Annotated in this window: 28 protein-coding genes; 3 read left to right on the top strand and 25 right to left on the bottom strand. The window is 44.4% G+C overall.

Annotated elements, in window-relative coordinates; genetic code table 11:
- Positions 1–521 precede the first annotated feature (521 nt).
- Positions 522–740 (bottom strand): hypothetical protein, encoded by a 219-nt coding sequence (locus T488_RS0100655; protein WP_028519125.1) that lies wholly within the window; start codon positions 738–740, stop codon positions 522–524.
- 266 nt (positions 741–1,006) lie between these two features.
- Here T488_RS0100655 and T488_RS0100650 point away from each other — a divergent pair, with 266 nt between their 5' ends.
- From T488_RS0100650 to T488_RS0100640, 3 genes are read left to right on the top strand one after another with little or no spacing between them, the layout of a single operon-like run.
- A complete protein-coding gene (locus T488_RS0100650) occupies positions 1,007–1,624 on the top strand; it encodes a TetR/AcrR family transcriptional regulator (RefSeq protein WP_028519124.1) in 618 nt (205 codons plus the stop codon).
- A gap of 57 nt (positions 1,625–1,681) precedes the next feature.
- A complete protein-coding gene (locus tag T488_RS0100645; RefSeq protein ID WP_028519123.1) occupies positions 1,682–3,445 on the top strand; it encodes an ABC transporter ATP-binding protein in 1,764 nt (587 codons plus the stop codon).
- Entirely contained in the window at positions 3,445–5,178 is a 1,734-nt protein-coding gene (locus T488_RS0100640; protein WP_028519122.1) for an ABC transporter ATP-binding protein, read from the top strand. The genes T488_RS0100645 and T488_RS0100640 overlap by 1 nt, the downstream gene beginning before the upstream one ends.
- Before the next feature lie 62 nt (positions 5,179–5,240).
- On the opposite strand, the gene T488_RS0100635 is transcribed toward T488_RS0100640, so the two are convergent.
- From T488_RS0100635 to T488_RS0100520, 24 genes are all read right to left on the bottom strand, one after another.
- Positions 5,241–6,209, bottom strand: coding sequence for a helix-turn-helix transcriptional regulator (locus T488_RS0100635; protein ID WP_028519121.1), 969 nt, complete (start codon positions 6,207–6,209; stop codon positions 5,241–5,243).
- 63 nt (positions 6,210–6,272) lie between these two features.
- Positions 6,273–6,896: a class I SAM-dependent DNA methyltransferase gene (locus T488_RS0100630; RefSeq protein WP_028519120.1), complete on the bottom strand. Its 624-nt coding sequence runs from the start codon at positions 6,894–6,896 to the stop codon at positions 6,273–6,275.
- Between the two features lie 21 nt (positions 6,897–6,917).
- Positions 6,918–8,093 (bottom strand): alpha/beta hydrolase, encoded by a 1,176-nt coding sequence (locus T488_RS0100625; RefSeq protein ID WP_028519119.1) that lies wholly within the window; start codon positions 8,091–8,093, stop codon positions 6,918–6,920.
- Positions 8,094–8,109: 16 nt separating this feature from the next.
- Entirely contained in the window at positions 8,110–8,760 is a 651-nt protein-coding gene (locus T488_RS0100620; protein WP_028519118.1) for a DUF6796 family protein, read from the bottom strand.
- Positions 8,761–8,784: 24 nt separating this feature from the next.
- Entirely contained in the window at positions 8,785–9,285 is a 501-nt protein-coding gene (locus tag T488_RS0100615; protein ID WP_028519117.1) for a hypothetical protein, read from the bottom strand.
- Positions 9,286–9,302: 17 nt separating this feature from the next.
- Complete coding sequence (locus T488_RS0100610) at positions 9,303–9,950, bottom strand: class I SAM-dependent methyltransferase (RefSeq protein WP_028519116.1); 648 nt, start codon at positions 9,948–9,950, stop codon at positions 9,303–9,305.
- A 16-nt stretch (positions 9,951–9,966) separates the two neighbouring features.
- On the bottom strand, positions 9,967–10,608 hold the full coding sequence (locus T488_RS0100605) for a DUF6796 family protein (protein WP_028519115.1): 642 nt from the start codon (positions 10,606–10,608) through the stop codon (positions 9,967–9,969).
- Positions 10,609–10,622: 14 nt separating this feature from the next.
- Positions 10,623–11,237 carry a DUF6796 family protein gene (locus T488_RS0100600; RefSeq protein ID WP_028519114.1) on the bottom strand — a complete coding sequence of 205 codons (615 nt, stop codon included), beginning with the start codon at positions 11,235–11,237 and terminating at the stop codon, positions 10,623–10,625.
- Positions 11,238–11,240: 3 nt separating this feature from the next.
- A complete protein-coding gene (locus tag T488_RS0100595) occupies positions 11,241–11,729 on the bottom strand; it encodes a methyltransferase family protein (protein WP_082320384.1) in 489 nt (162 codons plus the stop codon).
- Between the two features lie 6 nt (positions 11,730–11,735).
- On the bottom strand, positions 11,736–12,242 hold the full coding sequence (locus tag T488_RS0100590; protein ID WP_242838273.1) for a hypothetical protein: 507 nt from the start codon (positions 12,240–12,242) through the stop codon (positions 11,736–11,738).
- 9 nt (positions 12,243–12,251) lie between these two features.
- The gene (locus tag T488_RS0100585) at positions 12,252–13,037 is read right to left on the bottom strand and encodes a class I SAM-dependent methyltransferase (protein ID WP_028519111.1); all 786 of its coding nucleotides are present in this window, start codon (positions 13,035–13,037) and stop codon (positions 12,252–12,254) included.
- 13 nt (positions 13,038–13,050) lie between these two features.
- Positions 13,051–13,647 (bottom strand): class I SAM-dependent methyltransferase, encoded by a 597-nt coding sequence (locus T488_RS0100580; RefSeq protein ID WP_028519110.1) that lies wholly within the window; start codon positions 13,645–13,647, stop codon positions 13,051–13,053.
- Positions 13,644–14,633, bottom strand: coding sequence for an alpha/beta hydrolase (locus T488_RS0100575; protein ID WP_028519109.1), 990 nt, complete (start codon positions 14,631–14,633; stop codon positions 13,644–13,646). Before T488_RS0100575 ends, T488_RS0100580 begins: the two co-directional genes overlap by 4 nt.
- A gap of 11 nt (positions 14,634–14,644) precedes the next feature.
- The gene (locus T488_RS0100570) at positions 14,645–15,259 is read right to left on the bottom strand and encodes a hypothetical protein (protein ID WP_155267129.1); all 615 of its coding nucleotides are present in this window, start codon (positions 15,257–15,259) and stop codon (positions 14,645–14,647) included.
- Positions 15,256–15,969 carry a DUF6796 family protein gene (locus tag T488_RS0100565; protein WP_028519107.1) on the bottom strand — a complete coding sequence of 238 codons (714 nt, stop codon included), beginning with the start codon at positions 15,967–15,969 and terminating at the stop codon, positions 15,256–15,258. Before T488_RS0100565 ends, T488_RS0100570 begins: the two co-directional genes overlap by 4 nt.
- A gap of 134 nt (positions 15,970–16,103) precedes the next feature.
- Positions 16,104–17,060 (bottom strand): ketopantoate reductase family protein, encoded by a 957-nt coding sequence (locus T488_RS0100560; protein WP_037296636.1) that lies wholly within the window; start codon positions 17,058–17,060, stop codon positions 16,104–16,106.
- Between the two features lie 31 nt (positions 17,061–17,091).
- Complete coding sequence (locus T488_RS0100555; RefSeq protein WP_242838272.1) at positions 17,092–17,547, bottom strand: hypothetical protein; 456 nt, start codon at positions 17,545–17,547, stop codon at positions 17,092–17,094.
- Between the two features lie 66 nt (positions 17,548–17,613).
- Positions 17,614–18,114 (bottom strand): hypothetical protein, encoded by a 501-nt coding sequence (locus T488_RS0100550; RefSeq protein WP_028519104.1) that lies wholly within the window; start codon positions 18,112–18,114, stop codon positions 17,614–17,616.
- A 1-nt stretch (position 18,115) separates the two neighbouring features.
- Positions 18,116–18,745, bottom strand: a complete 630-nt coding sequence (locus tag T488_RS0100545; protein ID WP_028519103.1) for a GNAT family N-acetyltransferase — start codon at positions 18,743–18,745, stop codon at positions 18,116–18,118.
- A 23-nt stretch (positions 18,746–18,768) separates the two neighbouring features.
- Positions 18,769–19,413: an L-2-amino-thiazoline-4-carboxylic acid hydrolase gene (locus tag T488_RS0100540; protein ID WP_051536085.1), complete on the bottom strand. Its 645-nt coding sequence runs from the start codon at positions 19,411–19,413 to the stop codon at positions 18,769–18,771.
- 130 nt (positions 19,414–19,543) lie between these two features.
- The gene (locus T488_RS0100535) at positions 19,544–19,942 is read right to left on the bottom strand and encodes a YbaN family protein (RefSeq protein ID WP_028519101.1); all 399 of its coding nucleotides are present in this window, start codon (positions 19,940–19,942) and stop codon (positions 19,544–19,546) included.
- Positions 19,932–20,273 carry a nitrous oxide-stimulated promoter family protein gene (locus T488_RS0100530; RefSeq protein WP_037296634.1) on the bottom strand — a complete coding sequence of 114 codons (342 nt, stop codon included), beginning with the start codon at positions 20,271–20,273 and terminating at the stop codon, positions 19,932–19,934. Before T488_RS0100530 ends, T488_RS0100535 begins: the two co-directional genes overlap by 11 nt.
- On the bottom strand, positions 20,273–21,931 hold the full coding sequence (locus T488_RS0100525; RefSeq protein ID WP_028519099.1) for an amino acid ABC transporter ATP-binding/permease protein: 1,659 nt from the start codon (positions 21,929–21,931) through the stop codon (positions 20,273–20,275). Before T488_RS0100525 ends, T488_RS0100530 begins: the two co-directional genes overlap by 1 nt.
- Positions 21,928–23,670, bottom strand: a complete 1,743-nt coding sequence (locus T488_RS0100520; protein ID WP_028519098.1) for an ABC transporter ATP-binding protein/permease — start codon at positions 23,668–23,670, stop codon at positions 21,928–21,930. Before T488_RS0100520 ends, T488_RS0100525 begins: the two co-directional genes overlap by 4 nt.
- Positions 23,671–23,831 lie beyond the last annotated feature (161 nt).

The following is a 23,831-nucleotide window of genomic DNA, read 5'->3' as shown; positions in this document are numbered from 1 at the left end:
TGATTTTGATATGTAACTCAACACGGAAAATCATGGATATTTAGCCGTATAGCACAGCCATTTAACGTTGTTTTTCATTTCTGTGTCCTTTCAGCGGACACAAAAAACGGAGCCTGCATACATAGTACACAGACTCCGAGGCTGCCTGATAAATGGGCGCACTAAAGAAAGGGTACTAAATATGCTTTTCAAAAACGAAAAGTCCATATTTGTATCCGCAGCCCTTAATGCATATCAGGCGTTGAATATTTGATTTATAATATATAAGGTTTCTTCTTAGGAGTAACTAAGCAGAAAAGAATCAATATATTATATAAAAAAAGAGGACATCGACAGGGATGCCCTCTACCACTAAGGTAAAGAACATTCCTGCCGATGCCCTCCATGCGAGCGTCTGTAAGACGTCGGGATTTTAACTATCGGGTTCGGTTTGCTTGAAATACAAGGACTTACTATCAAGGCGCTGTTTCAGCCGGGCCTTGCTATCCGCAAACCGCTTGCTGCTTTATTCAGTTTTATTATCAATTGGAAATGATTATTTCTATCGCTTCTTTTGTACGGCTTATACGCTTTCTACGCATAATAATGCCGCAGCATTGACATACAGACTTATACGCTCCCTTATTATCAGGCAGTCCAACATTAAGATTTGCACAGTTGGGACAATACCATTTTGAGTGATCAAAACAGCCGCCGATGGGAACATCGTCGTCACGATCATATTTTTTCCCCTTATTCATTTTTATCCCCTCCATCAGATTTCTGATGTTGTAGTTATTATAGCAGAAAGTATGTTCTGTGTCAATAGTAAAAAAAGCAGGTGCACAATCAGTTGTGCACCTCAATAATTTATTTTTGTTTTTTAACAAGCATTTGTTTTTTTAATTCAAAGAATAAACGGTAAAAAGCAAAAATCGATCCTTTTTCAAAAAGGTATTGACAAATCCATTTATGTGATATATAATACTGATTGTAAGTAAACAGTGTTTACCGAAGGAGTGATATAATGCCGAGAGACAAAACCAACGCACATCAAAGGATAATCAAAGCTGCAACAGCCGAATTTCTCGAACACGGCTTCGAGAATGCTTCAATGCGAAGAATTGCAGAAAATTCGGGGATAACAGCAGGAGCCCTCTACAAACATTTCGTTAACAAAGAGGATATGTTTTCTGCACTTGTTGAGCCTACAATAACTGAATTGATGGAATTATTCGACAAAATGCAGACAGAATCACTCGAACAACTCCCTAAGGTCGGGATCAACGAGATATGGAAGGACTACGGCGGCGATGCTGCTCTGTTCATGCAGTTCATCTATTCCCACTTCAGTGCGTTCAGGCTGATAGTATGTTGTTCACACGGAACGAAGTATGAGAGCTTTATCCATGATGTTGCGATAATGGAAGAAAAATCGACTTCAATGTTTATTGAACGGAGCAAGGAGCTGGGGATAAAGATCAACGAAGTTTCCGATATGGAGCTTCATTTGCTTGTGACCGCCAATGTTTCTGCGGTGTTTGAGGCTGTGATACACGATTTTTCAGAAGCTGAGGCAATGCATTACGCTGATACGCTCGATGTATTTTTCTCAGCCGGCTGGAAAAGATTATTCGGCATTTAATGCCGAATATATTTTGGATATATGTTAGCAAATGCTAATATTTAAGGAGGATAATTCATGGAAAAACAACAGAAAAAGCGCACAGCTCTTAGCTGGGTAGTAGAATTTGCAGGGCAGAAGAGGTCTAATTATATTCTCAGCGTCCTGCTTGCGATGATGAAGGTCATCTGCGGTCTGATGCCCTATGTGTATATGGCTGATATCGTGGATAAGCTGCTGAAAATGCACTCGGGAGTTATTGAAAAGGATATGGGACTGCTTACTGCGAGCATTGTGAAAATGGCTGTATTCTGGCTGCTGTGCCGTATATGTCATGCACTTTCAACAACACTCTCTCATGCGGCTACGTTTGAAGTTCTTGCCAATATACGCCGTCAGCTCACAGAGAAACTGTCAAAGATACCGCTGGGTTCTGTGCTGTCTCAGTCCAGCGGAACGTACAAGAATATCATCTGCGAGCGAGTTGACTCCATAGAAACGACTCTTGCCCATATTATACCCGAGGTGCTCTCCAACGCCTTTGTTCCCATAGTGCTCATAATCTATATGATGACTATCAGCGTAAAGCTTACGCTGCTTTCGCTGCTGTGTGTGCCTGTGGGAGCGTTTTTCTTTGCACTTATGATGAGAGGAAGTCAGGCGAGCTATGAAAATACCGTTGTCAAGACAAAGGCTCTGAATGATACCGCCGTTGAGTATATCAACGGAATCGAGGTCATCAAGGCTTTCGGCAAGGCTAAGACCTCTTACGACAAGTTTGTCATTGCTGCAAAGGAAGGTGCGGACTGCTTTGTAGAATGGATGAGACGGTGCAACGTATATCAGAACCTTGCAATGCTGCTTATGCCGTCATTTCTGCTGGGACTGCTGCCCTTCGGTGCTCTCTCATTTATGCACGGCAATATCAGCGGCGCGGACTTCCTTATGCTCATTATCCTGTCTTTAGGACTGGTCGCTCCTATCACGACAATCGCTTCATATATGGACGATGTATCGAAGATGGGAACTATAATCGGTGAAGCGACGGAGATACTTGAACGTGAGGAGCTTATCCGTCCCGATACTCTTACGGAAAAGCCCAACGGTACTGATATCGTTCTTAAAGATGTGCATTTCGGCTACAAGGACAAAGAGATCTTACATGGCATAAACCTTGCGATAAAACAAGGAACGGTCAATGCTCTTGTAGGCCCGTCTGGCTCGGGAAAGTCCACTATCGCAAAGCTCATCGCCTCATTCTGGGATGTTGACAGCGGAAGTATCACCTTCGGCGGAGTTGATATACGAAAACTGCCGCTTAATGAGTATAACCGCAATATTGCCTATGTTTCACAGGATAATTACCTGTTTGACGAGACCATAATGGATAATATCCGTATGGGTGATCCCAATGCGAGCGATGAAGATGTGATGAATGCTGCAAAGCAGTGCGGCTGCCACGACTTCATCATGCAGCTCGAAAAAGGCTATCAGACAGTTGTAGGCGGTGCGGGCGGTCATCTCTCGGGCGGTGAACGTCAGCGAATCTCCATTGCGAGGGCGATGCTGAAAAATGCTCCCGTAATTATCCTTGACGAAGCAACTGCCTACACCGATCCCGAAAACGAGGCTCTTGTGCAGTCGTCGGTTGCAAAGTTGGTGCAGGGAAAAACACTGCTCGTTATCGCACACAGGCTGTCAACTATCGCAACAGCAGATCAGATAATACTGATAAATGACGGCAGAGTGGAAGCCTCTGGCACACAACAGGAACTTATCAAAAATTCGCCGTTGTATACTCAGATGTGGAATGCACATATAGCAGTAAAGGAGGGAGCATAATGTTTACAGCACTGAAAAGATTTTTCGATTTCTGCAATAAAACTGACAGGGATAAAATGTACAAGGCTATCGGTCTCGGAGTTGTAAAGGCTATATTTGCGGCGCTCAGGATAACGGCTATTGCTGTCGTAACCAAAGGTATCATTGACAATGACATGAAGAATGAATATATATTTGGAGCCCTTGCTATTCTGGGATTATCACTTCTCGGACAGTTTATAATCAATCTGAAAACCACCATGCTCCAATGTGAAGCAGGCTACCATTCCTGCTGCAACAAGCGTATTGAAATAGCCGAGCATATGCGTTATCTGCCTATGGGATATTTCAACGACAACAGTCTCGGTCACATCACAAGCGTTACAACAAACACTATGGAAGCCCTTGCGGATATAGCCACAAGAGTTGTTATGGTGACTACTCAGGGCATACTCACCACATTTGTTATCACTGCATTCGTTTTTATCTTTGACTGGCGCATCGGACTGCTCCTCACGGCAGGCATCGGCGTATACGCTTTTATAAATGCAGCCATGCAGAGAAAGACACGCAAGGGCGCTCCGAGACAGCAGAAAGCCAACAGAGAGCTTGTAGCTGCGGTAATTGAGTTCATACAGGGCATCGCAGAGGTAAAGAATTACAACCTTACAAGCAGCCGTGCAAAGAAGCTGGAAAAAGCCATCAAGGCAAAGCAGTACGGAGACACTCACCTTGAATTCGATGTTATCCCATATATTACCCTGCAGGAAATCACAACAAAGCTGACAGGCATTCTTATGTGCGCTGTGTCTGCGAATTTCTACATAAACGGCAGCATGTCGCTCCTTTACTGCATAATGATGATGATAAGCTCCTTTATGATCTATGAAAGCCTCGATGTTATGGCAGGTTTTTCCGCACTTATCCGCAGTGTGGGAGTTTGCGTTGATCAGGCAAGTGAGATACTTTCAATTCCCGAAATGGATATCGAGGGTGAGGAGATATCGCCTGCAAATCACGATATAGAGCTGAAAAATATCACATTTGCATACGAAAACAGAACTATAATCAACGGCGTTGATCTGAATATACCCGAAAGAACTACTACCGCCATTGTTGGTCCGTCAGGCGGCGGAAAGACAACTCTCACCAATCTTATGGCACGCTTCTGGGACGTAAAAAGCGGCGAGGTGCTGCTCGGCGGTCATAATGTCAAGGAGTACAGCTTCGACAGTCTGATGAATAATTTCAGCTTCGTGTTCCAGAGGGTGTATCTGTTCGAGGATACAATTGCGAACAATATCCGCTTCGGCGAGCCTGACGCACCTATGGAAAAGGTCATTGAAGCTGCGAAAAAAGCTCGGTGCCACGACTTTATAATGGAGCTCCCTGACGGCTATGATACCGTTATCGGCGAGGGCGGAGCAAGTCTTTCGGGCGGTGAAAAGCAGCGTATATCCATTGCAAGAGCCATAATGAAGGACTCTCCTGTCATTATCCTCGACGAAGCAACAGCCAATGTTGATCCCGAAAACGAAGCAGAGCTTACAAAGGCTATCGAGGAGCTGACCAGAGAAAAAACGATAATAATGATCGCACACCGACTAAAAACCGTCGAGCACGCAGATCAGATCGTAGTTATTGATGACGGCAGGATAGTCCAGCAGGGCAGGCACGAACAGCTTATGCAGCAGAAAGGCATTTACCGAACATTTGTCGAAGACAGAAAAAAGGCTGTGAGCTGGAAGCTTTAAAGTCTATTCAGCACTTTTCAGGATAAACTGAATCCGCCTGCAATTCATGCAGGCGGATTTTTTCATAAATTGGTATGTATCTGAATCAGTGTATTCGCTATTTTTATAAATTCGTCAACTGCGTTCCGTGGAGACTGTATAATTATATCGCCGCCGAACTGGAAGGCCCATGCATAAAATGTCGGACTTAGCTCTATCTCAACTACAGCATTAAAGTATCCTTTTTCAGCATTTGTTGTTTTTATTCCATGTCCGAAATAGTCAAGGAGTGCTTTCATGTGCTTACTTCTACATTTCAGGCACACCTCAGTTCGTACTCCTTTGAATACTTTTATCTTAGCTTGTAAGTATTCTTTCAGATCAAAATCTCTTTGACAGACATATTTGCTTTTATCTGATACTGATACATTAGTCATTCTGTCGATCCTGAAATTGGCTATATCTTCGTGTTTTACACTATATCCGATCATATAGTACCTGTCCTCATGCCACACCGCTGCATAAGGACTGACAGTGTAAATATGTCCGTTGTGCTTGAGAACTTTTTCCCTTTGCTCGTTATATTCATAATATTGAAAGGTTATTGCTTTCTTTTGAGATATAGCTTGATTTATCAAATCGACATTATAAATACTTGATTCAGTAACCTTCACACATGAAGGAGCTTGTATCATAGAACGTATCTTATCAGCCGTGTATGTACTGACATTTCTCAAAAGCTTACTAATAAGCTGAGATGTCTGCTTTTCGGTTATAAAGTGTGCTGCATTTACAGCGTCGCAAAGCATTTTTATCTCTGCATTATCAAAGTCACGTTTACCGATATAATAAAGATTTTGTGTGCTCTTTTCGCAAATTATATCATATCCGGCTTCTTTTAGGATCTCTATATCGCTTGATATAGTATTTCTGTGAACAGATACGCCTTCTTCTGCGAGTTTATTGATAAGCTGATTTGTAGTCAGCTTATGCTCATCGTCTGTTTCTTTCAATAAGATATCCAATAGCTTTATTATTCGATTATTCTGCATTATGTCACATCCCCATGTTTAAAAAAGCGTCAAAAATGATGTCATTGTTAATATACACCGGTTTTACTTTCTTGCAATAACTGTTATCCACGGCTTTGACGGGTGATGGTCAGAAGTCACCTCTGAAAAACCTGCTGCTTTCAGTGCAGCCGTGATCTCAGCAGGCGTATAGCATCGCATACCGTCAATGATTGATTCAAATTTCTTGCTCGTTTTATCTGTACCGTCGGACTCATTGCATATCATAAAGTATCCGCCGTCTTTCAGAATTTTAGCTACCTGCGAAAAGCACTTTTCAAGCCCCGGCCAGAAATAGATCGTTTCAAAAGCAGTCACAAGCTCGAAGCTGTCAGCTTCAAGGAGCAGTTTCGATACATCGCCTTGTATGACCCTGCACCTGCCTGCGTCTATCATAGCCTGATTGTATCCCTTTGCCTTCTGAATGGAAAGTGCTGAGTAATCCATTGCTGTGACAACTGCCTGCGGATATTTTTTCAGTAGTTCACCTGCATTTCTGCCTGCACCGCAGCCGAGATCGGCAGCCTGTTTCGGTGACAGCTTCGGCAGATGCTCAAATCCCCAATCGGCAAGTTTTGCGTGTCCCGAATTCATACCCGAAAGCATCATCTTACCAAGTGTACCTTCGGGTTTTCTGGTCTGACTAAAAAAGTTCTTCATGAGTCCCATATTCATCATTCTCCTTAAAAATTATTCAGTGCAGCACTCTACCCATTTGATGATAGAATCCAGTACCAGCTTTGAGTTGCCGACATTGCAGTGTGCGCCTGCATTCTGCTTGTCCGTCAGCAGTCTTAATGTTAAGGAACGAGCATTTTGAAGCATATCATATTCCTCATGGAACAGATACGGCATGATAAAATGATCCTTGTTCGCACCGATGATAAGTACGTCCTGATCTATTTTGTCAGCGATGTCTTTCAGCGTGAATTTACGTATCTTCTTAACATACTCGCAAGGCGTTTTTGCATCATAAGCGTACATTCCGTGCAGAAGATTCCACTTTATGATTTCTTCCTTTTCCATCATCTTCGTATACAGTTTATTCAGCGGTGCATCAAGTCCCATACGGAACATAGAGTCTATGGTTTTCCGCATGGGCTTAGGGTGATCGCATATTATAACATCAAAGAAATCAGGGAATATCGACCAGCCGACAACTCGCTTGATACGCTTGTCAAATGCTGCTGCACGGGGAGCAAGGTATCCGCCGAGTGAGGCGCCGACTATCGTCACATCATTCAGCTTGAAATAATTCAGCACAGCTTTTGTCGGCTTCTCCCATTTATGCGTGAACTTCATTTCCTGCAAGCGTAGAACGCCGCCCTGTCCCGGTCCTTCATACAGATACACGTCAAAACCGTTCTCTGCAAGATACAGCATAGGAAAGAAAAGTTCCTCAAAATAGCTGTCGTTTCCGCCGTGAAGCAGCAGTGCACCTTTTCTTTCACCCTTTGCTTTTGTCACCATAACAGGCAGATGACCGCCGCAGTACGGCACTTTATGCTGCTCTACGATACCTTTGTCGAAATAGTCGCTGTAATAATCATAAAACAGTTCACAGGCTTCGGTGTAACGCTGCTTTTTCTTCGGATCGGTATCATATATGAAAAACTCCGACATACGAAGATATGCGATCTCGTTGGCAGTTCTGCCCTCTGCGTGTGCTTTTTCGGCAAGCTGTTCCATTGCACTTACCCAATCAGAGCTTGTCTTTATGTTTTGCGATACAGCGGCAACCTCGTCAGCATCTCCGCCGTCCCACATAATAACACGGTTGAGCTGAAAATTGAAATTCGCATCGCTGTTCAGTTGGTATGTACCTGTTTTGAACTCAATTATCTGAGATATATCATATTTTTCCATTTGTTTTACTCCTTTATCATGTTAGATTCAGAATTCCGATCAGTCCGAACATGGCAAGGCCAAAACTCGGCATGATAATTCCGGGCAGATCCTGAAATTTCACTGGATCAATTTTTCGGCAGGTCACTCCAAAGATCAGAAAAACAATCGGATTCAGCAGTACACAAATTTTCGGAACATCAAGTGCTCCGTTGAGGATCGCTATTATGACCGTGACTGTCGGTATCATCAGCGTGATATATCCTGCGAAAAATGTAGGCGTGATCTGCTTGTACAGTTTTTCAAGTATATCATCTGCTATCTGCAGGTCGCCGTGTATCATTGCTCCTTTGTAGATAAGTGCCTGTATGCAGACAAAGGAATGAATAAAAATGCCTGCGATTGAACCGAAATATCCGCATCCGAGTGTCAGATAACCGAGTATAGAATGTGTTTCAGCGATCTGCATTCCGATAGAATAAAAACCAAGTCCGACAAAGGCGTCACCAATCAGAGCAAGTGCAATAGACAGTCCGAACCTCCAATCAGCCATTTTCAGCCAGTTACTGTCAATATTCTTAGAAGTGCCAAGTTTTTCATTTCCTTTGCCTTTCAGGTCGAACAGAACATCTCCCACACAGCAGAGCAAACCGCCGAGCAGTCCTAATATCGAAAAAACTAAATACATATTTCGTTCCCTTCTTTATAAGTGTTATTGAAACAATGTACATATCCACGCCGCAAGCGCAGATGCGGCAGGAAAAATGACAAACAGTTTCAAAAGCTGGCTTTTGATGTTATATCCATATTTTCTCCCCGAATATACGCTTTTGACTTCCGGATAATAAAACTGAAAGAACTGAAATTTCATCAGAAGATAATAATCAAAGCAGATCATGTCGTATAATTTGTAAATGGTGAATATGGAAACAAAGCGCAGGAAGAACTGTAAAAACGTAAAGTCACTTCTGAAACCGTCCCAAATTGATATTACGCCTACGCCTGCTATCATCAGTATGCTGAATATCATCAGCGTCCAGCCTATTGCTCTCGCACCGTAGAATAATTCATGTTCTCTCGGCAGAAGCGCTTCCTGTGCTTCCTTTGGTGCAGACGAGAAAAACTCTTTCTTCTGAACAAATGCTACAGCTGATAAAAGCATGATCGTGATAGCAGCACAGAACACGATCGCAAGAAAAATCGTTAAAAGCATAGTATATGTCCTCGCTTTCAAGCCCTGCTTTTTCTGATAACGGCGTGCAGCCGATAAGACGTTCTCTTTTCAAATAACTCCAAATGAAGTCCTGCATTGTCACACAGCTTTTTGATATCATCTCTGCCGTATATCCGAACATCGCCCTTGCCTGTCAGGTTCACGAGCTTTACACCGATGTGATTAAACAGCCAGCGTTTAACTGACGGCTCAACTGTAATATCACGCAGAATAAATCTGCCATTAGGTCGAAGAACACGGTAAACACTATTGAAAAAATCCTGCGGATTCGGGTAATGATGAAAGCTTTCAGAGCATATCACTGCATCAAAAGAATTTTCAGCAAACGGCAGATTTTCACAGTCACCAACCACAAGTTCAACATTTGTCATTCTCTTGTTTTTGGCAACCTCTATCATTTTCGGTGTCAGGTCAATACCTGTGTAGTGCTTGTCGGGATATTTTTCGTGCAGAAGTGTCAGCATGGGAGCTGTTCCGCAGCCGCAGTCCAGCAGATCGGTAAAAGGCTCTTTTTCAAGCTCAGCCAGTATGTCGGGATAATCTTTCTTACACATATTATATATGCCTGCCTGATCTGATTCGTATATCTCGGCAGCTTTTGTAAACTCCTTAACGGATAAGTCTTTATATTCTTTTGCAGTCATTTGGATCTCTCCTTGTTCATGATATTGTCAGCAGTAAAGCTGAATAAACGATAAAGCCTGTTCCCATAAATCCGATCAGCGGCAGCTTCGGAAATGCTTTTTTGACCGCAAGCATGGCTATCATCAGGAATATGGGATTGAATATGATCCACAGCCTTGATACAGGCAGGATACCTTGCCATATTGCCGCAGAGATCAAAAAAGCAGGGATTATGATCAGTGTAAAGCTGCATACAAGTACAGGTAAAATGGTGAGCCTGTCTGTTTCATGCAGTGCGGTTTCTGATGTTTTTAAGGATGCCTCCTGATAAATATGCTTGTATACAAGCGGCTTGATACAGAAAACGGCGTGTGTGATAAGACCTGTATAGCATCCGAGAAATGTGCATATTTTCAGGATGCTGCACATTGTATCATTTTCCTTCCCGATCATTTCAGCAAGCCGCCACATAACAAGATAACAGCCGGGCTGACCAAGAAAAGAAAGCAGAAATGACAGATAAAATCTCTTTGATGATGCGGTCTGCCAGCCTGTCTGAATATCCCTGCGCTGACCGATCTTTTGATTATTTTCATCGTAAAAATAGGCAAGCGGTGTATCTGCAAGCGCACACATGAAGCCGCTTATGATACCGATAATTCCGATAACTCTGTCCATATTGAAATCTCCTTTTATATCAGTACCGCAAGTGCAAGAAACATCAGGGCATTTGCAATATTTCCGCTGCCTGCTAATTTGAACGGTGATAAAAGAATGAACAGCGGCAATGTATTAAAGATACACGCCCATTTTGGCAAAGTCGTAGTTCCTGTAATAACGGCTGTAAAGAATGTGACCGAAAAGATAAGCAGTCCGGTATAGCATACGATCATTGTTGCCGATGTTTTCATGAAAAAATCAAGTACGGCTTTTCTTGCATCATCGGTTCGTCCGAGCTTAATATAAAGCCATTCCACCAGACCGCATATCACATGATGCGGTATCACACAAGTCGTAAACAAGACAGCGCCAATCAGCATAATAACAGCATAAACATTTGAAAACTGCCGCATCCACTCACTCAGAGCAAGAAATCCGCAGAATGACATGATAAGTGCAAAAACGCCAAGCATAATAGAACGCATCGGTCTTTTCAGCGACATATCCTTGAATAACTCAGAAAGCTGTTCATTATCATTCAGCATTTTGGCTGAAAACCTGCCGTCAGGCGTATATGTGATAAGGCAGTCGCAGTACCAGCACATCAAATGACCGATAAATGCGGTCAGCAAACATAGTTTCAGCATTATTTATCCTCTCTTAAACGGAATACAGCGATTGACACGCTTGCAGTAATCCTTATATTCCTGACCGTAAAGCTCACGCAGCCATTTTTCTTCCGTTTGCTTCATCAGAACCGTCATGAAAAGCCAGTATACAAAAGGCAGGACAAAGAAGAACGCATTTCCGATCATCAGAATAAAGCCTGTGCAGGCAAACATACAAGCAGAGTATATCGGGTTGCGTACCCAAGCATATATCCCTGTTGTTACAAGCTGATTCTTCTTGATATTATCATCAACCTTTGACACGATCACTGCCATGATCCACATGACTGCTCCGAGCACGATAAGAACGCTTCCTAAAATGATAAGTAAGGATCTGATGCTCGTAATTTTTCCTGCTTCAAATACGGACAGGTTTCTGCATAAAAAAGCAAGAAGTGTCAACATTGCAACGATGTATACATAGATCGGTCCGACGCCGAATAACGGTAAATGTTCTTTTTTCTTCATCATATCATATTATCTCCATATCAAAAAACAAAGTATCACATAGTCTATCCCCGAAAACAGCACAGCCATGATAGTGGTATATACACAGCCTATGAGAAATCCCTTGAAGTGAAAGAGATAGTCCTTATATCCCTTGCAGTCTTCTGTTCCTCTTATTACTACCCATTTCGGCGTGATTGTGCATACGATAAGCCAGTCCATAACTAGCAGATCAACAACATTCCATGTCATAGCGACTATAAACAGATATTCAAATACCTGTAGGAAAGAGACCTGTTCGTTGTGGAAGTGCAGCGATCCGAATGCAAGCAGAGTACCAAGTATAATAAGACCGCCGACTGCACCGAACCGTTTGGCTGCTTTTTCCTGTTCTTTTGTAGGTTTATCTATTGCTGCCGCAGCCTGAATATCCTTTGGATAATCATGAAGCATGGAAAACGGATAGCATTTCAGTATCAGAAATACATAGACGCTCCACATGACCGACCATATCAGACCGCATATCAACGCATTCATTATCATAATTTATTTCTTTCCGACCAGAAGTGACGAACCGCTGAGACCAAGAACTTTAGCTTCGCCCTTTGTCATAAACATACCGTCTGTTGTGTCGATAAGCTCTGCGACCTCATAGCCTTCATCATACAGCTCACTGATAAACTGCTGCATATCGCCGTACCGCCCCTTTGACATAATATCATGGATAGCAAATGTACCGCCTTTTTTCAGTACACGCAATGTTTCTCGCAAAAGCTCCTGTTTATTCACACCTGCAATGTTATGATAAACATAGTTGCTTGTAACTGCGTCGAAATACTCATCGGGGTAATCCAGCTTGCAGGCATCGCCTTGATGAAACTCGGTATTATTAACGCCCTCTGCATCGGAGTTATCCTCGCAGAGCTGCTGACTGAATGAAGCATACTCCATTCCCCAGCGGTCAATACCAATCATACGCCCATGTGGATTGCGCTTTGCACAAGCGATAGTCAGCGCACCGCTTCCGCAGCCTACATCAAGACCTATTCCACCTTCGGGAAGAGTGATGTATGCAGCAGTGCCCTCAACTATCTCTTTTGAAAGCTGACGTTTGCCGTCATAAGAGAATTTGCTGTGAGCATAGATGCTCCAAGCCGTAATTGCACCGCATACAAGCGTACCTGCACCTGCTGTTGCGACGAGAGCTTTTTTCATTTTCGGATCTATTTTTGTAAACATTAATGCTGCCGTTCCTGCACCGAGTATCGCAGTTCCGGCAGTAAGCGCAGTTATCATTCCGTTAGGTACCCAGTTTTTATAATTTGCACTCATTGACTACACTCCTTTATTTTTTGTATCCCATGACTAAAAACAGATTATCCTTTTTATTAACAGATATGTCGGCAAATCCTACTTTTTTAAGCATTTCGGCTATCTGTTCTGCCGTATATCTCTTCATACACGGTACTTTCTTTTCCCAATCCACATTGGGATCACCATAATTGTTGATAACCGCAAAGCAGCCGCCCTTTACAAGAGTACGGTGTACTTCCTTGAATCCTTTTTCCGGCTTTTTCCAGAAAAAAACTGTCTCGAATGCAGTTATCAGATCGATACTGTTTTCTTTGAACGGCAGTTTTTCAGCATTGCCTTTGATGATCTTCACTCGTTTGCCGATCTCAGCTTTATTAACCTTTTCAGCCTTTTTAACACTCTCATCGGATATATCAAGTCCGATAAATTTAGCTTTTGAACTCATTTCAAGCATACGCCTTATGTTATAGCCTCCGCCGCAGCCGATATCCGCAACTTTTCCATTATCGGGTATCTTTATCTGCTTTAACGCCCATTGTGCCATTGGCAAATGCTCTTTATCCATTGTTGTAAGCATCATACGTCCGAGAAGTCCTTTGGGATTTCCGAAATTATCTGTAAAACTCATGATATAGTTCCTTTCTTGAAGTATCTGCAAATCAGCCTCATTATCTCGTCAAACGCAGGCTTACAGCCGGGTATAAAGTATTGCAGCGCATAGCAGTGATGCATTCCCTTCCCCACATGAATAATACACTTTGCCCCTGCATTCCGGTAGCTCTCTGCATAGCTGGGAGCAAAGGCGTACAGCGTTTCTGCGCTGCCGTAATAGAAATGCGTCATGGGAGCATTGCGGAAGTCGCCGTGTGCCGTCGCAAGGTATTTTTCGGGAATATCTCTGCCGTGACACATGATCTCACGGGCAGTATACATATACTCCGCAGGAATCATGATATCTCGCTTGTCAAGTGCTTTGATTGCTGTTTTTTCTGCATCTGTTACGGGAACACTTCCGGGCGATATGGGAATCAGCAAACCCGGCATCGGGATATTGATGCCGCTGTCATTCAGCTCGTTGATATAGGTTATCAGATCGAGTATCAGCGCACCGCCAGAAGAAAACCCAAGAAATACGATGTTTTCGGGCTGATAGAATGTCAGCATTTTCTCATAGCATTCAAATATCATCTGCACATTTTCGAGCATATCGTGTTCGTGGCAGAGTGGATAATACGGGAACCATACATCGGAATTTGTTGTTTCAGCGATCTTTCTTGAAAGCCCCACATCGCCTTTATCCGAGCCAAGTATCATGCCGCCACCGAATACGAACAATATCGCTTTATCTCGCCGCTTCTTCTCTATGTCAATTTCAATGCAGTGATACTGTCCCTGTATCAGATGATCGGTATAGTGAGCCTTGTTGTCTGTCGGCATGATAAAATGACGGTTCTTCGCATTCATTTTCGCCGCTTTTGCAAGAACTTCTTCCTTTGTACCGATAAGGCTGTTCCGTATCTTTGCAGCCTTCACGGCTGCTTTTGTCAGCCTGTACAGCGGACTGTTCAGCGCATCAGGTGCTGTTACCACCTTATCATGTTGATCGAATTTCATAAAATAGCCCCCTAACGTGACAGATTGATCAGTTTGTCGTGACAGTAATCGCCGTCAACCTTGTCGGAATATCGAATGAATTTTGCACTCCTGTGCAGCACGCACATACACAGGTCATTATTGCAGAATGCCTTGCAGAATTTCCGGATATGATAATGCTCAAACAGCTTGACATAGGCACAGGTATGTATCTTGTATTCCAGCTCACGGTCATTATAGTGATAGGATTCATAGAGGACTGATCCGTCCTGATCCCGCGTCTTTTTGTCCTTGTCCAGCCAGTTTCCGCAAAGACGATATCCTTTTCCAAAAAAATCGGTAAGCCGGATAATCCCTTCTACCATACGCAACTTATCAGCCATGATATACGTTCCCCACGCTTCTATTGCTTCGTCCATTGAATAGCCGAGCTTCAGCATGATCTGTGCAAATGTAATTCCCAAGTAGACCTTATCCGTTCCGATGGAAGGATAGTTCTTTCGATACTTCTGATACATTTCTGAATTCAGGTGTGCATTGTAACGCTGATAAAAAACGTGCTCAAGTCTTTTATAATCACTCCTGCCGAGCTTTTTCATTGCCTTAGAGAACATTTTTGCGTATTTTCTTGTTTTATCTTTCATCATTTTTTCCTCTGCGCAAATCTCATTGTCAGCAGCAAGCCGCCGAACATCCAGATATTTCCGATACTGATCCATGCGGCGGTCAGACCGTTTACAACAGCGTGATTGCCGGCGAATTTCAACAGCATCGCTGCCGCCATACCGACGGGCATTGAGAATATCCAGCACCATTTCGGATAGGGCGTCATTCTTTTGGCGAATGCATCGATCTGTGCAGCGCTCATGACAGAGAAGAATACCAGGAACAGTATCAGCGCAGGCAGAAGAAAATACAAGCCGAATTTCACTGTCAGATCATACGCAGTATCCGGCGCTTCAAGCATCATATGGTTATAGAAAAACACAGTCGAAAGGCATGGCACATGAACGCCGCAGGCTGCAAACAGCATATACCCGAACACGCCGCTGCGGAATATATGGGCGTGTTTCATACTACCGCTTGCAATCAGTCTGTATATACCAAAATAGCAAAGCCCCTCCAGTGAAATGCCGATCAGTCCGAGAAAAGCTGACCAGAACAATGTTCCATCCGATAAGACAAGATATTGTGACAGCTTCTTTTCAAGTCCTGACAGACTTTCATCATATACACCGTATCCGAGGAGCCAGTCCCCGCAGAAGGTCATACAGCCGCCGATCAGCCCGATGATAAACAGCTTGCGGATACGGGGCCAGTCAAGGGTATTGTCGATTCCGATGTTGTTGTATGTCATAGATCATTCTTCTTTCGCTTTTTATAGATGCAGACCGCAGTGAATAACCCGCCTGCAAGCGCCAATCCCGCTGCAATCTTTCTACGCCTTGCTGACGGATCACATACGGTGATCTTTGTTCCGTGATCGTAGATTCAATGAATTTCATCCCATGACGGCATCGCATTCCGCAGCTTATCCCATTCCGGCATTCTTTGTTCGGGCTGCGCCTGCCGCAGCATTTCAAACGCTGTATCGAGCCATTCCATTTCCGTGACTGCATTCCGGCAATGGTCGGTCGCAGCCAGCTCACCGAGCTTTGTTTTGCTCATGATATACATGATTGCTGTCAGAACAGCCAGTTTCGGCTTGCTTCTGAAATAATCCGCATCACCCTTCGGACGGATCTCAATTCCGCAGGCAGCAATCAGGTCGTATGCTTCTTCTGCGGCTTTCATCATAGATGCAATGTCTTTTCCGTTCGCTTTCCGCAGATCACAACCATAATGATAGCTGAGATAAACGATCGGCAGGATGAACGCAGCGTGACAGTGCAGCCAGCCTTCCATATCATCTTCAAAGGTCAGCCGATAGCCGGTATCTCCGAATGCTTCAAGCAGTGTTTGCTGTTCATTTGCAGTCAATGCACGATGTAATCCGCCGATTGTCATAGAGCCGGCGCCGACGTGAAGGCAATTTACGCTTCCGGCACTGCGGACACCTGCCGTTCCCTGAAAGCCGAACAAAACGGTTTTGGGTGTGTCAGACAGTGCAAGTATTTCACCCTCCATATCAGCAGCTTCGGGATTGTTGCCGACCAGAATCACAACAGATGCATTAACTTCCGCTAACTCTAAGAGAACATTTCTCTGCTGACAGCCCTGCATGACCGAGAATACAAGGTCAAAGTAGTCATCGGGCAATTCTTTTGCAACGTTGGGATGATCGACAGTATCCTTATGCTGTAGCTGATGATGAATACGCAGCCCGTTTTTCTGCAATACATCGCCCCATGCGCCTTTGGAAACGACCGTTACATCATTGCCTGCTCTGCAAAGCGTATGAACCAAAAGTGAACCAATCACGCCGCAGCCGTAAACCAGTATTTTCATAATAAATCATCCTTTCCGGTAGCAAGTCCAATCACCGCTGCCAATTTATCATTGTTGAAACCAGCACCGCAAGTCCTGCAACGATCAGCGTGCCGACTACCCAAATCAGGGCAAGGAAGGAACGCTTTTTCACTACCTGCGCCCATGTCTGCACGAAAGGAATATCCTCCGTACCTTTCAGAATCCAGAATTTGCTGTGTCCTACCCACAGCTTGTCAATCACAACACCATCATAGATATTCATGACCTCCAGAAACAGAAGTGCCTGTAAATAGGCATTCTTGAAATCAGTGACACGATTCCACACGGCAATGATAAGAACCAGTGCAGACAGCATTACGATATAGAACAGCGTCATAAAGCGTTTGCACTGCTTTTTCACAGTCTCCCTGTCAGTCAGGCCGATCTCATATGCCCGTTCCTGCACCGCTTTCGGATAGAAATACAGTCCGTTTATCGCTCCGCCTCTGACAGAATATCTGACCATTGCTGTGAATAACAGGCAGTATAAGCATAATTGCAGAAAAATCATAAATCTTCATCCTGTCAGAGATTATTTTTGCATCAGCATCACGATCAAACCGACAATCGCAGCCGGAATCAGAGCAAACACCAATCCCGGAAACAGCATCCCTTTCAGATGAAACCATTTCTGATGATACGCTTTGTCCATGTGTTCCGTTCCTTCAAGCCGAAACCGCTTCATATTGGCGAAAAGCACCCAGTCAATAAAGAATGTATCATAAGCCCCGATCCACGCCATCATGCCGAATGCAAACAGAAAGCCTTGTGTAAAAGACTTTGCTCCGGCAAGCAGCGCCATGATAACAAGTATCACAGCAAAACAAAGAAGTGCGATTGACTTTGTAACGATCACTCTTTTTGAGAGCGGCGCAGTCGGTATCCGTTCATGCGTTTTGAAGTATTCCTCTTGTATATCGGGCGGATAGTTTTCGACCTGCACAGTATTATTTCCGCCTGTGGTTTTGAAGCACATGATCGTGAACAGTACGGAAAATACAGCCATTTCAACGAGAATAACAGGGATACTCATATCAGTTCACACCTTCCTTGCTGTACATCAGATCATATATCATACAGCCTGCCGCCGTTCGTGTCTGAACGAGCTTCATGCCGAGATGCACATAACGGTCGCATTTTCCCTTTGCATCGGTATCCAGTATGCAGGGGCAGCCATTCTTTTCAGCCATTTTATAGGCAAACTCCATGAGCTTGCGCATATAGCCCTGCCCCTGATACTTCTCTGTCACAATCAGCATTTCAACCTTAACGTAAGGCTTTTTCTGCTTTTTCATCTGTATTTCAAGCGGCTTTTTATCGCAGCCACTGTTTGCCTGTTTCAAAAATGAAAACAGCTTCCCCCAGCCTCCAAGTGCATTTTTCATACGCCGTGCCATTTTGACGATACTACGAAAATTCGGGTGATTTCCTTTGGTATCGGTGATAAGGATATATCCTTCACCATTATCGGTGCTGTAGAATGTTCCGCTTTCGATGCCGGCAATGACAAAGGATTTCATATACTCCGTCATCGCCTGCTTTGATGGGAAGAACTGCTTCAATCCGCCTTCTCCATCTTCATAGGGATAATCCCAGAACGATGCACCGATGAGTGCAGATATTTCATCTATTTTTGCATTGGATAAAGAACGTATCTTTTTCATAGCTGCTCCTTTCAATTTTAATATTATTTCGGATTTTTCACCTTATCTCCCACATACCAGTAATCGCATATCTTTCCGCCGCCTGCAAGCGTATTCTCACGGTGCAGCTTTGCGTGCATCAAACCGGCGGTCAAAAAATCCATATCACACATCACGGGAAGTACATCAAGCAGTCCCTCACGCCTTGCAAAGTTGTTCAGCGGACACTGCGTAAAATGATAGTAATATCCGTCACGATGCTTGTTTTCATCAAAATTGAAGTCCCACGAAACTTTCATGTACTTTGGGTGCTTTTCGAGCCATTCAGCGTTTTTCAGCATCATTTTGCGAATTGCCCGGATACCACTCGGTTTATTGGCATTTACGAATATTCCAATCAATCTCAGCGGTTTCCATTCCATAGCTTCATGTGCGATCATTCTCAGAGCCTTGATCGTGATTTTTCCGTTTGCAGCCTTATATGCTGCGAGAAACACAAAACTCATATAGATATTTGAAGCCATTGGATTATCTGCGCCGATATCGTCCACACGTTCAAGCATTGCCCGATACTCCGATTTAGCTTTTATCATCGTCTTTTCTGTAAACGCCTTTCCGTAATGCTTTTTCAACGACTTTTTGACAAGCGGTGCAAGAATGTTCCAGTATTTGCAAGTATACTTCAGCATACTTTATCACCTCATGAATCGAATAGTAGTTAGCAAATGCAAACTTATATTTCTATTATAGCATACGCTAACTGTTTTTTCAAGATTTTTCCACACGAAAAGCCGTCCAAGAATGAACGGCTTTCTAAAACTATTTCTGTATTGTTTTTTCCTCTTTGAGCGTCTTGACACCGAACACAAAATATATTATATGGCATACCCACACCACGCCGATGATGATACAAGGTATCCATATTCCTTTCCGTGCCATCATGAATACGCCAAAGCCCATCAGAAGTGTTACTGTAGTCAGTATGCTGATCTTTGTTTTCATCAGCATACCCTTCTTCTCAACAAAAGATTTCAGGTGCTTCTTATACAGCTCCGTTCCGATGAACCAGTCGTGGAGCTTCTGTGAACTTTGACTGAAGCAGAATACTGTTGCCATATAGAAGGGGACGGTAGGGAGTATCGGAAGGAAAATACCGACAGTGCCGAGTCCGAGACAGATGCAGCCGAGTATCAGAAATATCAGTCTTTTAATTGCCATCGCTTTCCTCCAATCGTTTTTTCTCACGTTTCGTGGCTATAACGTGACGTATCGCCGTCACAGGTCTGTAGAAGATCATCTTCGGTCCGCTGAATCGCATGACCTCTTTGATCTTTTCACGCATTTCGGGCTTGTAGCAATGCACTCTGCAATTTGAGCAGAAGGTCTTATTTTCCATGAAAGGACACTTATCTGACCTCTGCCTTGCATAGTTTTCAAGCTCCGCACACTGCTGACATAAGGATCTGCCGCCGTGTTTTTTGCGGCAGTATATCCTTATCATCAGCGATACAAGCTCCTTTTCACGTTCACGCTTTGTCTGAACATTCATCAGCTCACACGTCCGTTTTCTACGGAATGTGTCACGTCAGCGATACGCATGGTAGAGGCTCTGTGCGACACCAGAACAACGGTCTTTCCGGCAGATTCCTCTTTCAGCGAACGGAGGATAACAGCTTCATTCAGGCTGTCAAGGTTGCTTGTAGGCTCGTCAAGGAGCATGAACGGTGCATCATGGAGGAAGGCTCTTGCAAGACCGATACGCTGTCTTTCACCGCCGGAAAGCGTTTCGCCAAGCTCACCGACTTGCGTATCATAGCCGTTCGGCAATGTCATGATAAAGTCATGGATGGAGGCTTTCTTGCAGGCAGAAATTACTTCTTCATCGGTCGCACTGAGCTTGCCGATTCGGATATTGTTTGCGATCGTGTCCTTGAAAAGCTGCGTATCCTGCGTCATGTAGCTTTCAATATCACGCAGATTTGCGGTGTTGATGTTTTCGATGTTTGTGCCTGAGATATTCACAGTACCATTGGTCGTTTTCCAGAAACGCATGAGCAGTTTCAGCAGAGTGGACTTGCCGCTTCCCGATTTGCCGATCACGCCGACGATCTTGTTTTCGGGGAATTTCATGGAGAAATCTTTCAGCACAACATCGCCGCCGTAGCTGAATGTGACATTCTCACAGTCCGCACCGCTGAATGAAACATTCTGCTTTCCGGTGATTTCCTCAGTCTCAGGCGTTTCCTCTATAATGTCCAGAACTCGACCTCCCGAAGCAATCGTGCTTTGGAGTGTCGTACCGAGATTTGCAAGCGCAGACACCGGTCCGTAGCTTGACATCAGAGCAATCAGCGGAATGATAAATCCCGAAAAATCGGTGATACCCTTGCTGTAAAGGTGTGCCGATAACATAAGCATTGCAATGTCAAACACAAGAATAAAAGTGTTCGCCAGCGCAAGATTGAAGCCTGTCAGCTTATTCAGCTTGCCCTGATTTTCGGTAAGCTGCTGTGTCTTGCGGTTCATTCCGTCCATTCGCTGCATACCGTTTCCGTACTGCACCGTTTCGTCCAGTCCACGGATATTTTCGAGAACGTAAGCCGCAAGCTCGCCGGACTGCGCTCTGATCTCATCGCCTGTATTTCCGCTTCGTTTGGATATGATAAGCGGAAGTATCACTCCTACACTGACAAAAGCACAGAGAGCAAGCAGTCCAAGCGACCAGTGATAGCTGCCGATGAAGATCACCATGACAAGCTCCACCAGAAACGCAATGCAGATCGGTGAAATTGTGTGGGCATAGAACACTTCCAGCAGCTCAACATCGGAGGTGATAAGGCTGATTAAATCGCCCTTGTCACGTCCTTCCAGCTTCGCAGGACACAGCTTGCGGAGTGCCTGAAACACCTTGTCACGGATAATTGCAAGAAGCGTGAAGGCGATGTAGTGATTGGTGCGCTGTTCTGTGTAGCGGAGGACTGCCCTCAAAAGTGCAAACAGCACAAGACATACCCATATTGCCGTAATACTGATAGGTGTGTCGTGTCCGAGTCCATGAAGTACGGCAAATCCGCCTAAGATCGGGATAAACTGCACTGCAAGATAGCCGAGTGTTCCCGTCAGGACGGCAAGGCACATGAAGCCTGTCAGCGGCTTTACCAGTCCGAGCATTTTCAGAAGTGTACCTGCTTTTGAACGCTTTTTCATGCCTTCGCCTCCTTTCCGTAGTTTTCAAGCTCTGCCTGTGTTTGCCAGAGTTTTGCGTATGTACCGCCCTTTTTCAGCAGTTCCTCATGTGTGCCGCTTTCAGCGATAGTTCCGCTTTCAAGGCAGTAAATATTGTCTGCGTCAGCCACATTTGCAAGGCGGTGGCTTATCATGATAATGGTCTTGTTTTTCGCAAGTTTACGAATTTCGGAGAGGATAACTTCCTCGCTCTCAACGTCAATATTGCTGGTCGCCTCGTCGAAAATGTAAACGGGAGAATCGTGCAGGATCGCTCTTGCAAGGGCGAGTCTCTGTTTCTGACCGCCTGAGAGATTCCCTGCGTTTTCAAGCAGAACAGTGTCCAGACCTTTTTCGGCTTTCAGAAATGCGGAAAGATTGCAGCGGTCGAGCACTTCCCACAAAACACTGTCCTCAGCCGCAAAGCACGGTACGCCCAGAAGCAGGTTTTCCCGTACTGTACCTTTGAAAAAATAAGGCGCATGGCTGATATAGGTGAAATTCTCCATCAGATCATCTTCTGCGATCTCGCTCATGTCCCTGCCGTTCAAGGTAAGTGTGCCGGCAGTGGGCGTATTTCTCTCCATGAGCAGTGAAGCCACGGTTGACTTACCGCAGCCGGATTCACCGACAATACCCACAAAGCTGTTTTCGGGAATTTTCATACTGATACCGTGGAGGATCTCACGGCTCTCATCATAAGAAAAATGCACGTTATTCAGCGATATTTCGCCGATTTCTTCAATAATTCCGATACGGTCGGCAGGCTCATCCAGCTTCAGGAATTTGAATATTTTGTCGCTTGCCGCCATACCGTTCATGGCAACATGGAAATAGCTTCCAAGACGGCGCATGGGAAGGAAAAATTCAGCCGAGAGCAGTATCATGAAAATGCAGTTTGCAAGTGCAAGATTGCCCTTGACAAAGGCTCTTGTTGCCATTAAAATGCCAAGCGCCGCACCGCCGTATGCAAAGAAGTCCATGATGATAATGGAATTGAGTTGCATAGTCAGTACCTTCATTGTCACGAAACGGAAATGTTCGGATTCTTCGTTCATCTGCTCGTTCTTGAACTCGTCTGCCTGATAGGTTTTCAGTGTGGTCATGCCTTGCAAGTTTTCGAGGAATGTTGAGCCAAGCTGTGCGTATTGTCCCCAATATTTCGAGAGCAGCTTTTTGGCTATTTTCTGCACCATCATGATCGCACCGGGGATAAGCGGTACACAGACCAGAAGTACAGTCGCAGTTGCCCAGCTTCCGCCGAATCCGAACAGGAAGAACAGCGTGATTGGAGCAATGAAAGCGTAGAAAAACTGTGGAACGTAAAGTCCGAAATAGCTTTCAAGCTGGTCAACGCCCTCAACGGACTCCTGCACAAGCTCCGCAGTCGTGACCTGTTCACGGTATTTGCTGCCGAGTTTGAGCAGCTTGCCATATATCAGCTCACGGAGCTTCTGCTTGACAGTTTTTGACGCAAGATAGCTCATTCTCGTTGCTCCCTGCGCTGTAAAGAAGCGTATGACAAGTGTTGCCAGAATTACGATGATCGGCAAAGTCAGGTCGCTCATCGTCCATTCTTTGTAATATAGCTTGCTGATCGTTTTTGCGACCGTGATTATCATAACGGTATTCAGCGCAAGCTCCAGCCATTGCAGGATAATATTGCCCACAATGTATTTTTTGCTTTCGGGACATAGCTGTGTCAGTCGTTTATCAAACATCGCCGTCCTCCGATCTTCCGTGACATTTATGCGGACTTTCCGGCATCGGTGAGCCTGTTAAAATTGATTTAATAACTCTGCGGTGTATATACAAAAGCGGTGTCAGAAATAATATGATTGATAATAGAGTTTTTTTCTTACCCATATATCCTCCTTTTTTG

It is taken from the genome of Ruminococcus flavefaciens ND2009, from assembly GCF_000621785.1.
GTDB classification, from domain to species: domain Bacteria; phylum Bacillota; class Clostridia; order Oscillospirales; family Ruminococcaceae; genus Ruminococcus; species Ruminococcus flavefaciens_C.
This window is presented reverse-complemented; position numbering and strand designations above follow the sequence as displayed.

Coding starts and splice junctions, on each gene's coding strand:
- T488_RS0100525 (WP_028519099.1), bottom strand. CDS start 21,931: ATGAAAAAGCGTTCAAAAGCAGGTACACTTCTGAAAATGCTCGGACTG.
- T488_RS0100555 (WP_242838272.1), bottom strand. CDS start 17,547: ATGGTCAGATATTCTGTCAGAGGCGGAGCGATAAACGGACTGTATTTC.
- T488_RS0100565 (WP_028519107.1), bottom strand. CDS start 15,969: ATGACATACAACAACATCGGAATCGACAATACCCTTGACTGGCCCCGT.
- T488_RS0100655 (WP_028519125.1), bottom strand. CDS start 740: ATGAATAAGGGGAAAAAATATGATCGTGACGACGATGTTCCCATCGGC.
- T488_RS0100550 (WP_028519104.1), bottom strand. CDS start 18,114: ATGAGTATCCCTGTTATTCTCGTTGAAATGGCTGTATTTTCCGTACTG.
- T488_RS0100620 (WP_028519118.1), bottom strand. CDS start 8,760: ATGTATTTAGTTTTTTCGATATTAGGACTGCTCGGCGGTTTGCTCTGC.
- T488_RS0100575 (WP_028519109.1), bottom strand. CDS start 14,633: ATGAAATTCGATCAACATGATAAGGTGGTAACAGCACCTGATGCGCTG.
- T488_RS0100615 (WP_028519117.1), bottom strand. CDS start 9,285: ATGCTTTTAACGATTTTTCTTGCGATCGTGTTCTGTGCTGCTATCACG.
- T488_RS0100645 (WP_028519123.1), top strand. CDS start 1,682: ATGGAAAAACAACAGAAAAAGCGCACAGCTCTTAGCTGGGTAGTAGAA.
- T488_RS0100520 (WP_028519098.1), bottom strand. CDS start 23,670: ATGTTTGATAAACGACTGACACAGCTATGTCCCGAAAGCAAAAAATAC.
- T488_RS0100560 (WP_037296636.1), bottom strand. CDS start 17,060: ATGAAAATACTGGTTTACGGCTGCGGCGTGATTGGTTCACTTTTGGTT.
- T488_RS0100590 (WP_242838273.1), bottom strand. CDS start 12,242: ATGAATGCGTTGATATGCGGTCTGATATGGTCGGTCATGTGGAGCGTC.
- T488_RS0100585 (WP_028519111.1), bottom strand. CDS start 13,037: ATGAGTGCAAATTATAAAAACTGGGTACCTAACGGAATGATAACTGCG.
- T488_RS0100580 (WP_028519110.1), bottom strand. CDS start 13,647: ATGAGTTTTACAGATAATTTCGGAAATCCCAAAGGACTTCTCGGACGT.
- T488_RS0100640 (WP_028519122.1), top strand. CDS start 3,445: ATGTTTACAGCACTGAAAAGATTTTTCGATTTCTGCAATAAAACTGAC.
- T488_RS0100605 (WP_028519115.1), bottom strand. CDS start 10,608: ATGGACAGAGTTATCGGAATTATCGGTATCATAAGCGGCTTCATGTGT.
- T488_RS0100650 (WP_028519124.1), top strand. CDS start 1,007: ATGCCGAGAGACAAAACCAACGCACATCAAAGGATAATCAAAGCTGCA.
- T488_RS0100600 (WP_028519114.1), bottom strand. CDS start 11,237: ATGCTGAAACTATGTTTGCTGACCGCATTTATCGGTCATTTGATGTGC.
- T488_RS0100540 (WP_051536085.1), bottom strand. CDS start 19,413: ATGCTGAAGTATACTTGCAAATACTGGAACATTCTTGCACCGCTTGTC.
- T488_RS0100630 (WP_028519120.1), bottom strand. CDS start 6,896: ATGGGACTCATGAAGAACTTTTTTAGTCAGACCAGAAAACCCGAAGGT.
- T488_RS0100545 (WP_028519103.1), bottom strand. CDS start 18,745: ATGAAAAAGATACGTTCTTTATCCAATGCAAAAATAGATGAAATATCT.
- T488_RS0100595 (WP_082320384.1), bottom strand. CDS start 11,729: ATGATGAAGAAAAAAGAACATTTACCGTTATTCGGCGTCGGACCGATC.
- T488_RS0100530 (WP_037296634.1), bottom strand. CDS start 20,273: ATGAATGTTCAGACAAAGCGTGAACGTGAAAAGGAGCTTGTATCGCTG.
- T488_RS0100535 (WP_028519101.1), bottom strand. CDS start 19,942: ATGGCAATTAAAAGACTGATATTTCTGATACTCGGCTGCATCTGTCTC.
- T488_RS0100570 (WP_155267129.1), bottom strand. CDS start 15,259: ATGATGAAAGATAAAACAAGAAAATACGCAAAAATGTTCTCTAAGGCA.
- T488_RS0100610 (WP_028519116.1), bottom strand. CDS start 9,950: ATGACTGCAAAAGAATATAAAGACTTATCCGTTAAGGAGTTTACAAAA.
- T488_RS0100635 (WP_028519121.1), bottom strand. CDS start 6,209: ATGCAGAATAATCGAATAATAAAGCTATTGGATATCTTATTGAAAGAA.
- T488_RS0100625 (WP_028519119.1), bottom strand. CDS start 8,093: ATGGAAAAATATGATATATCTCAGATAATTGAGTTCAAAACAGGTACA.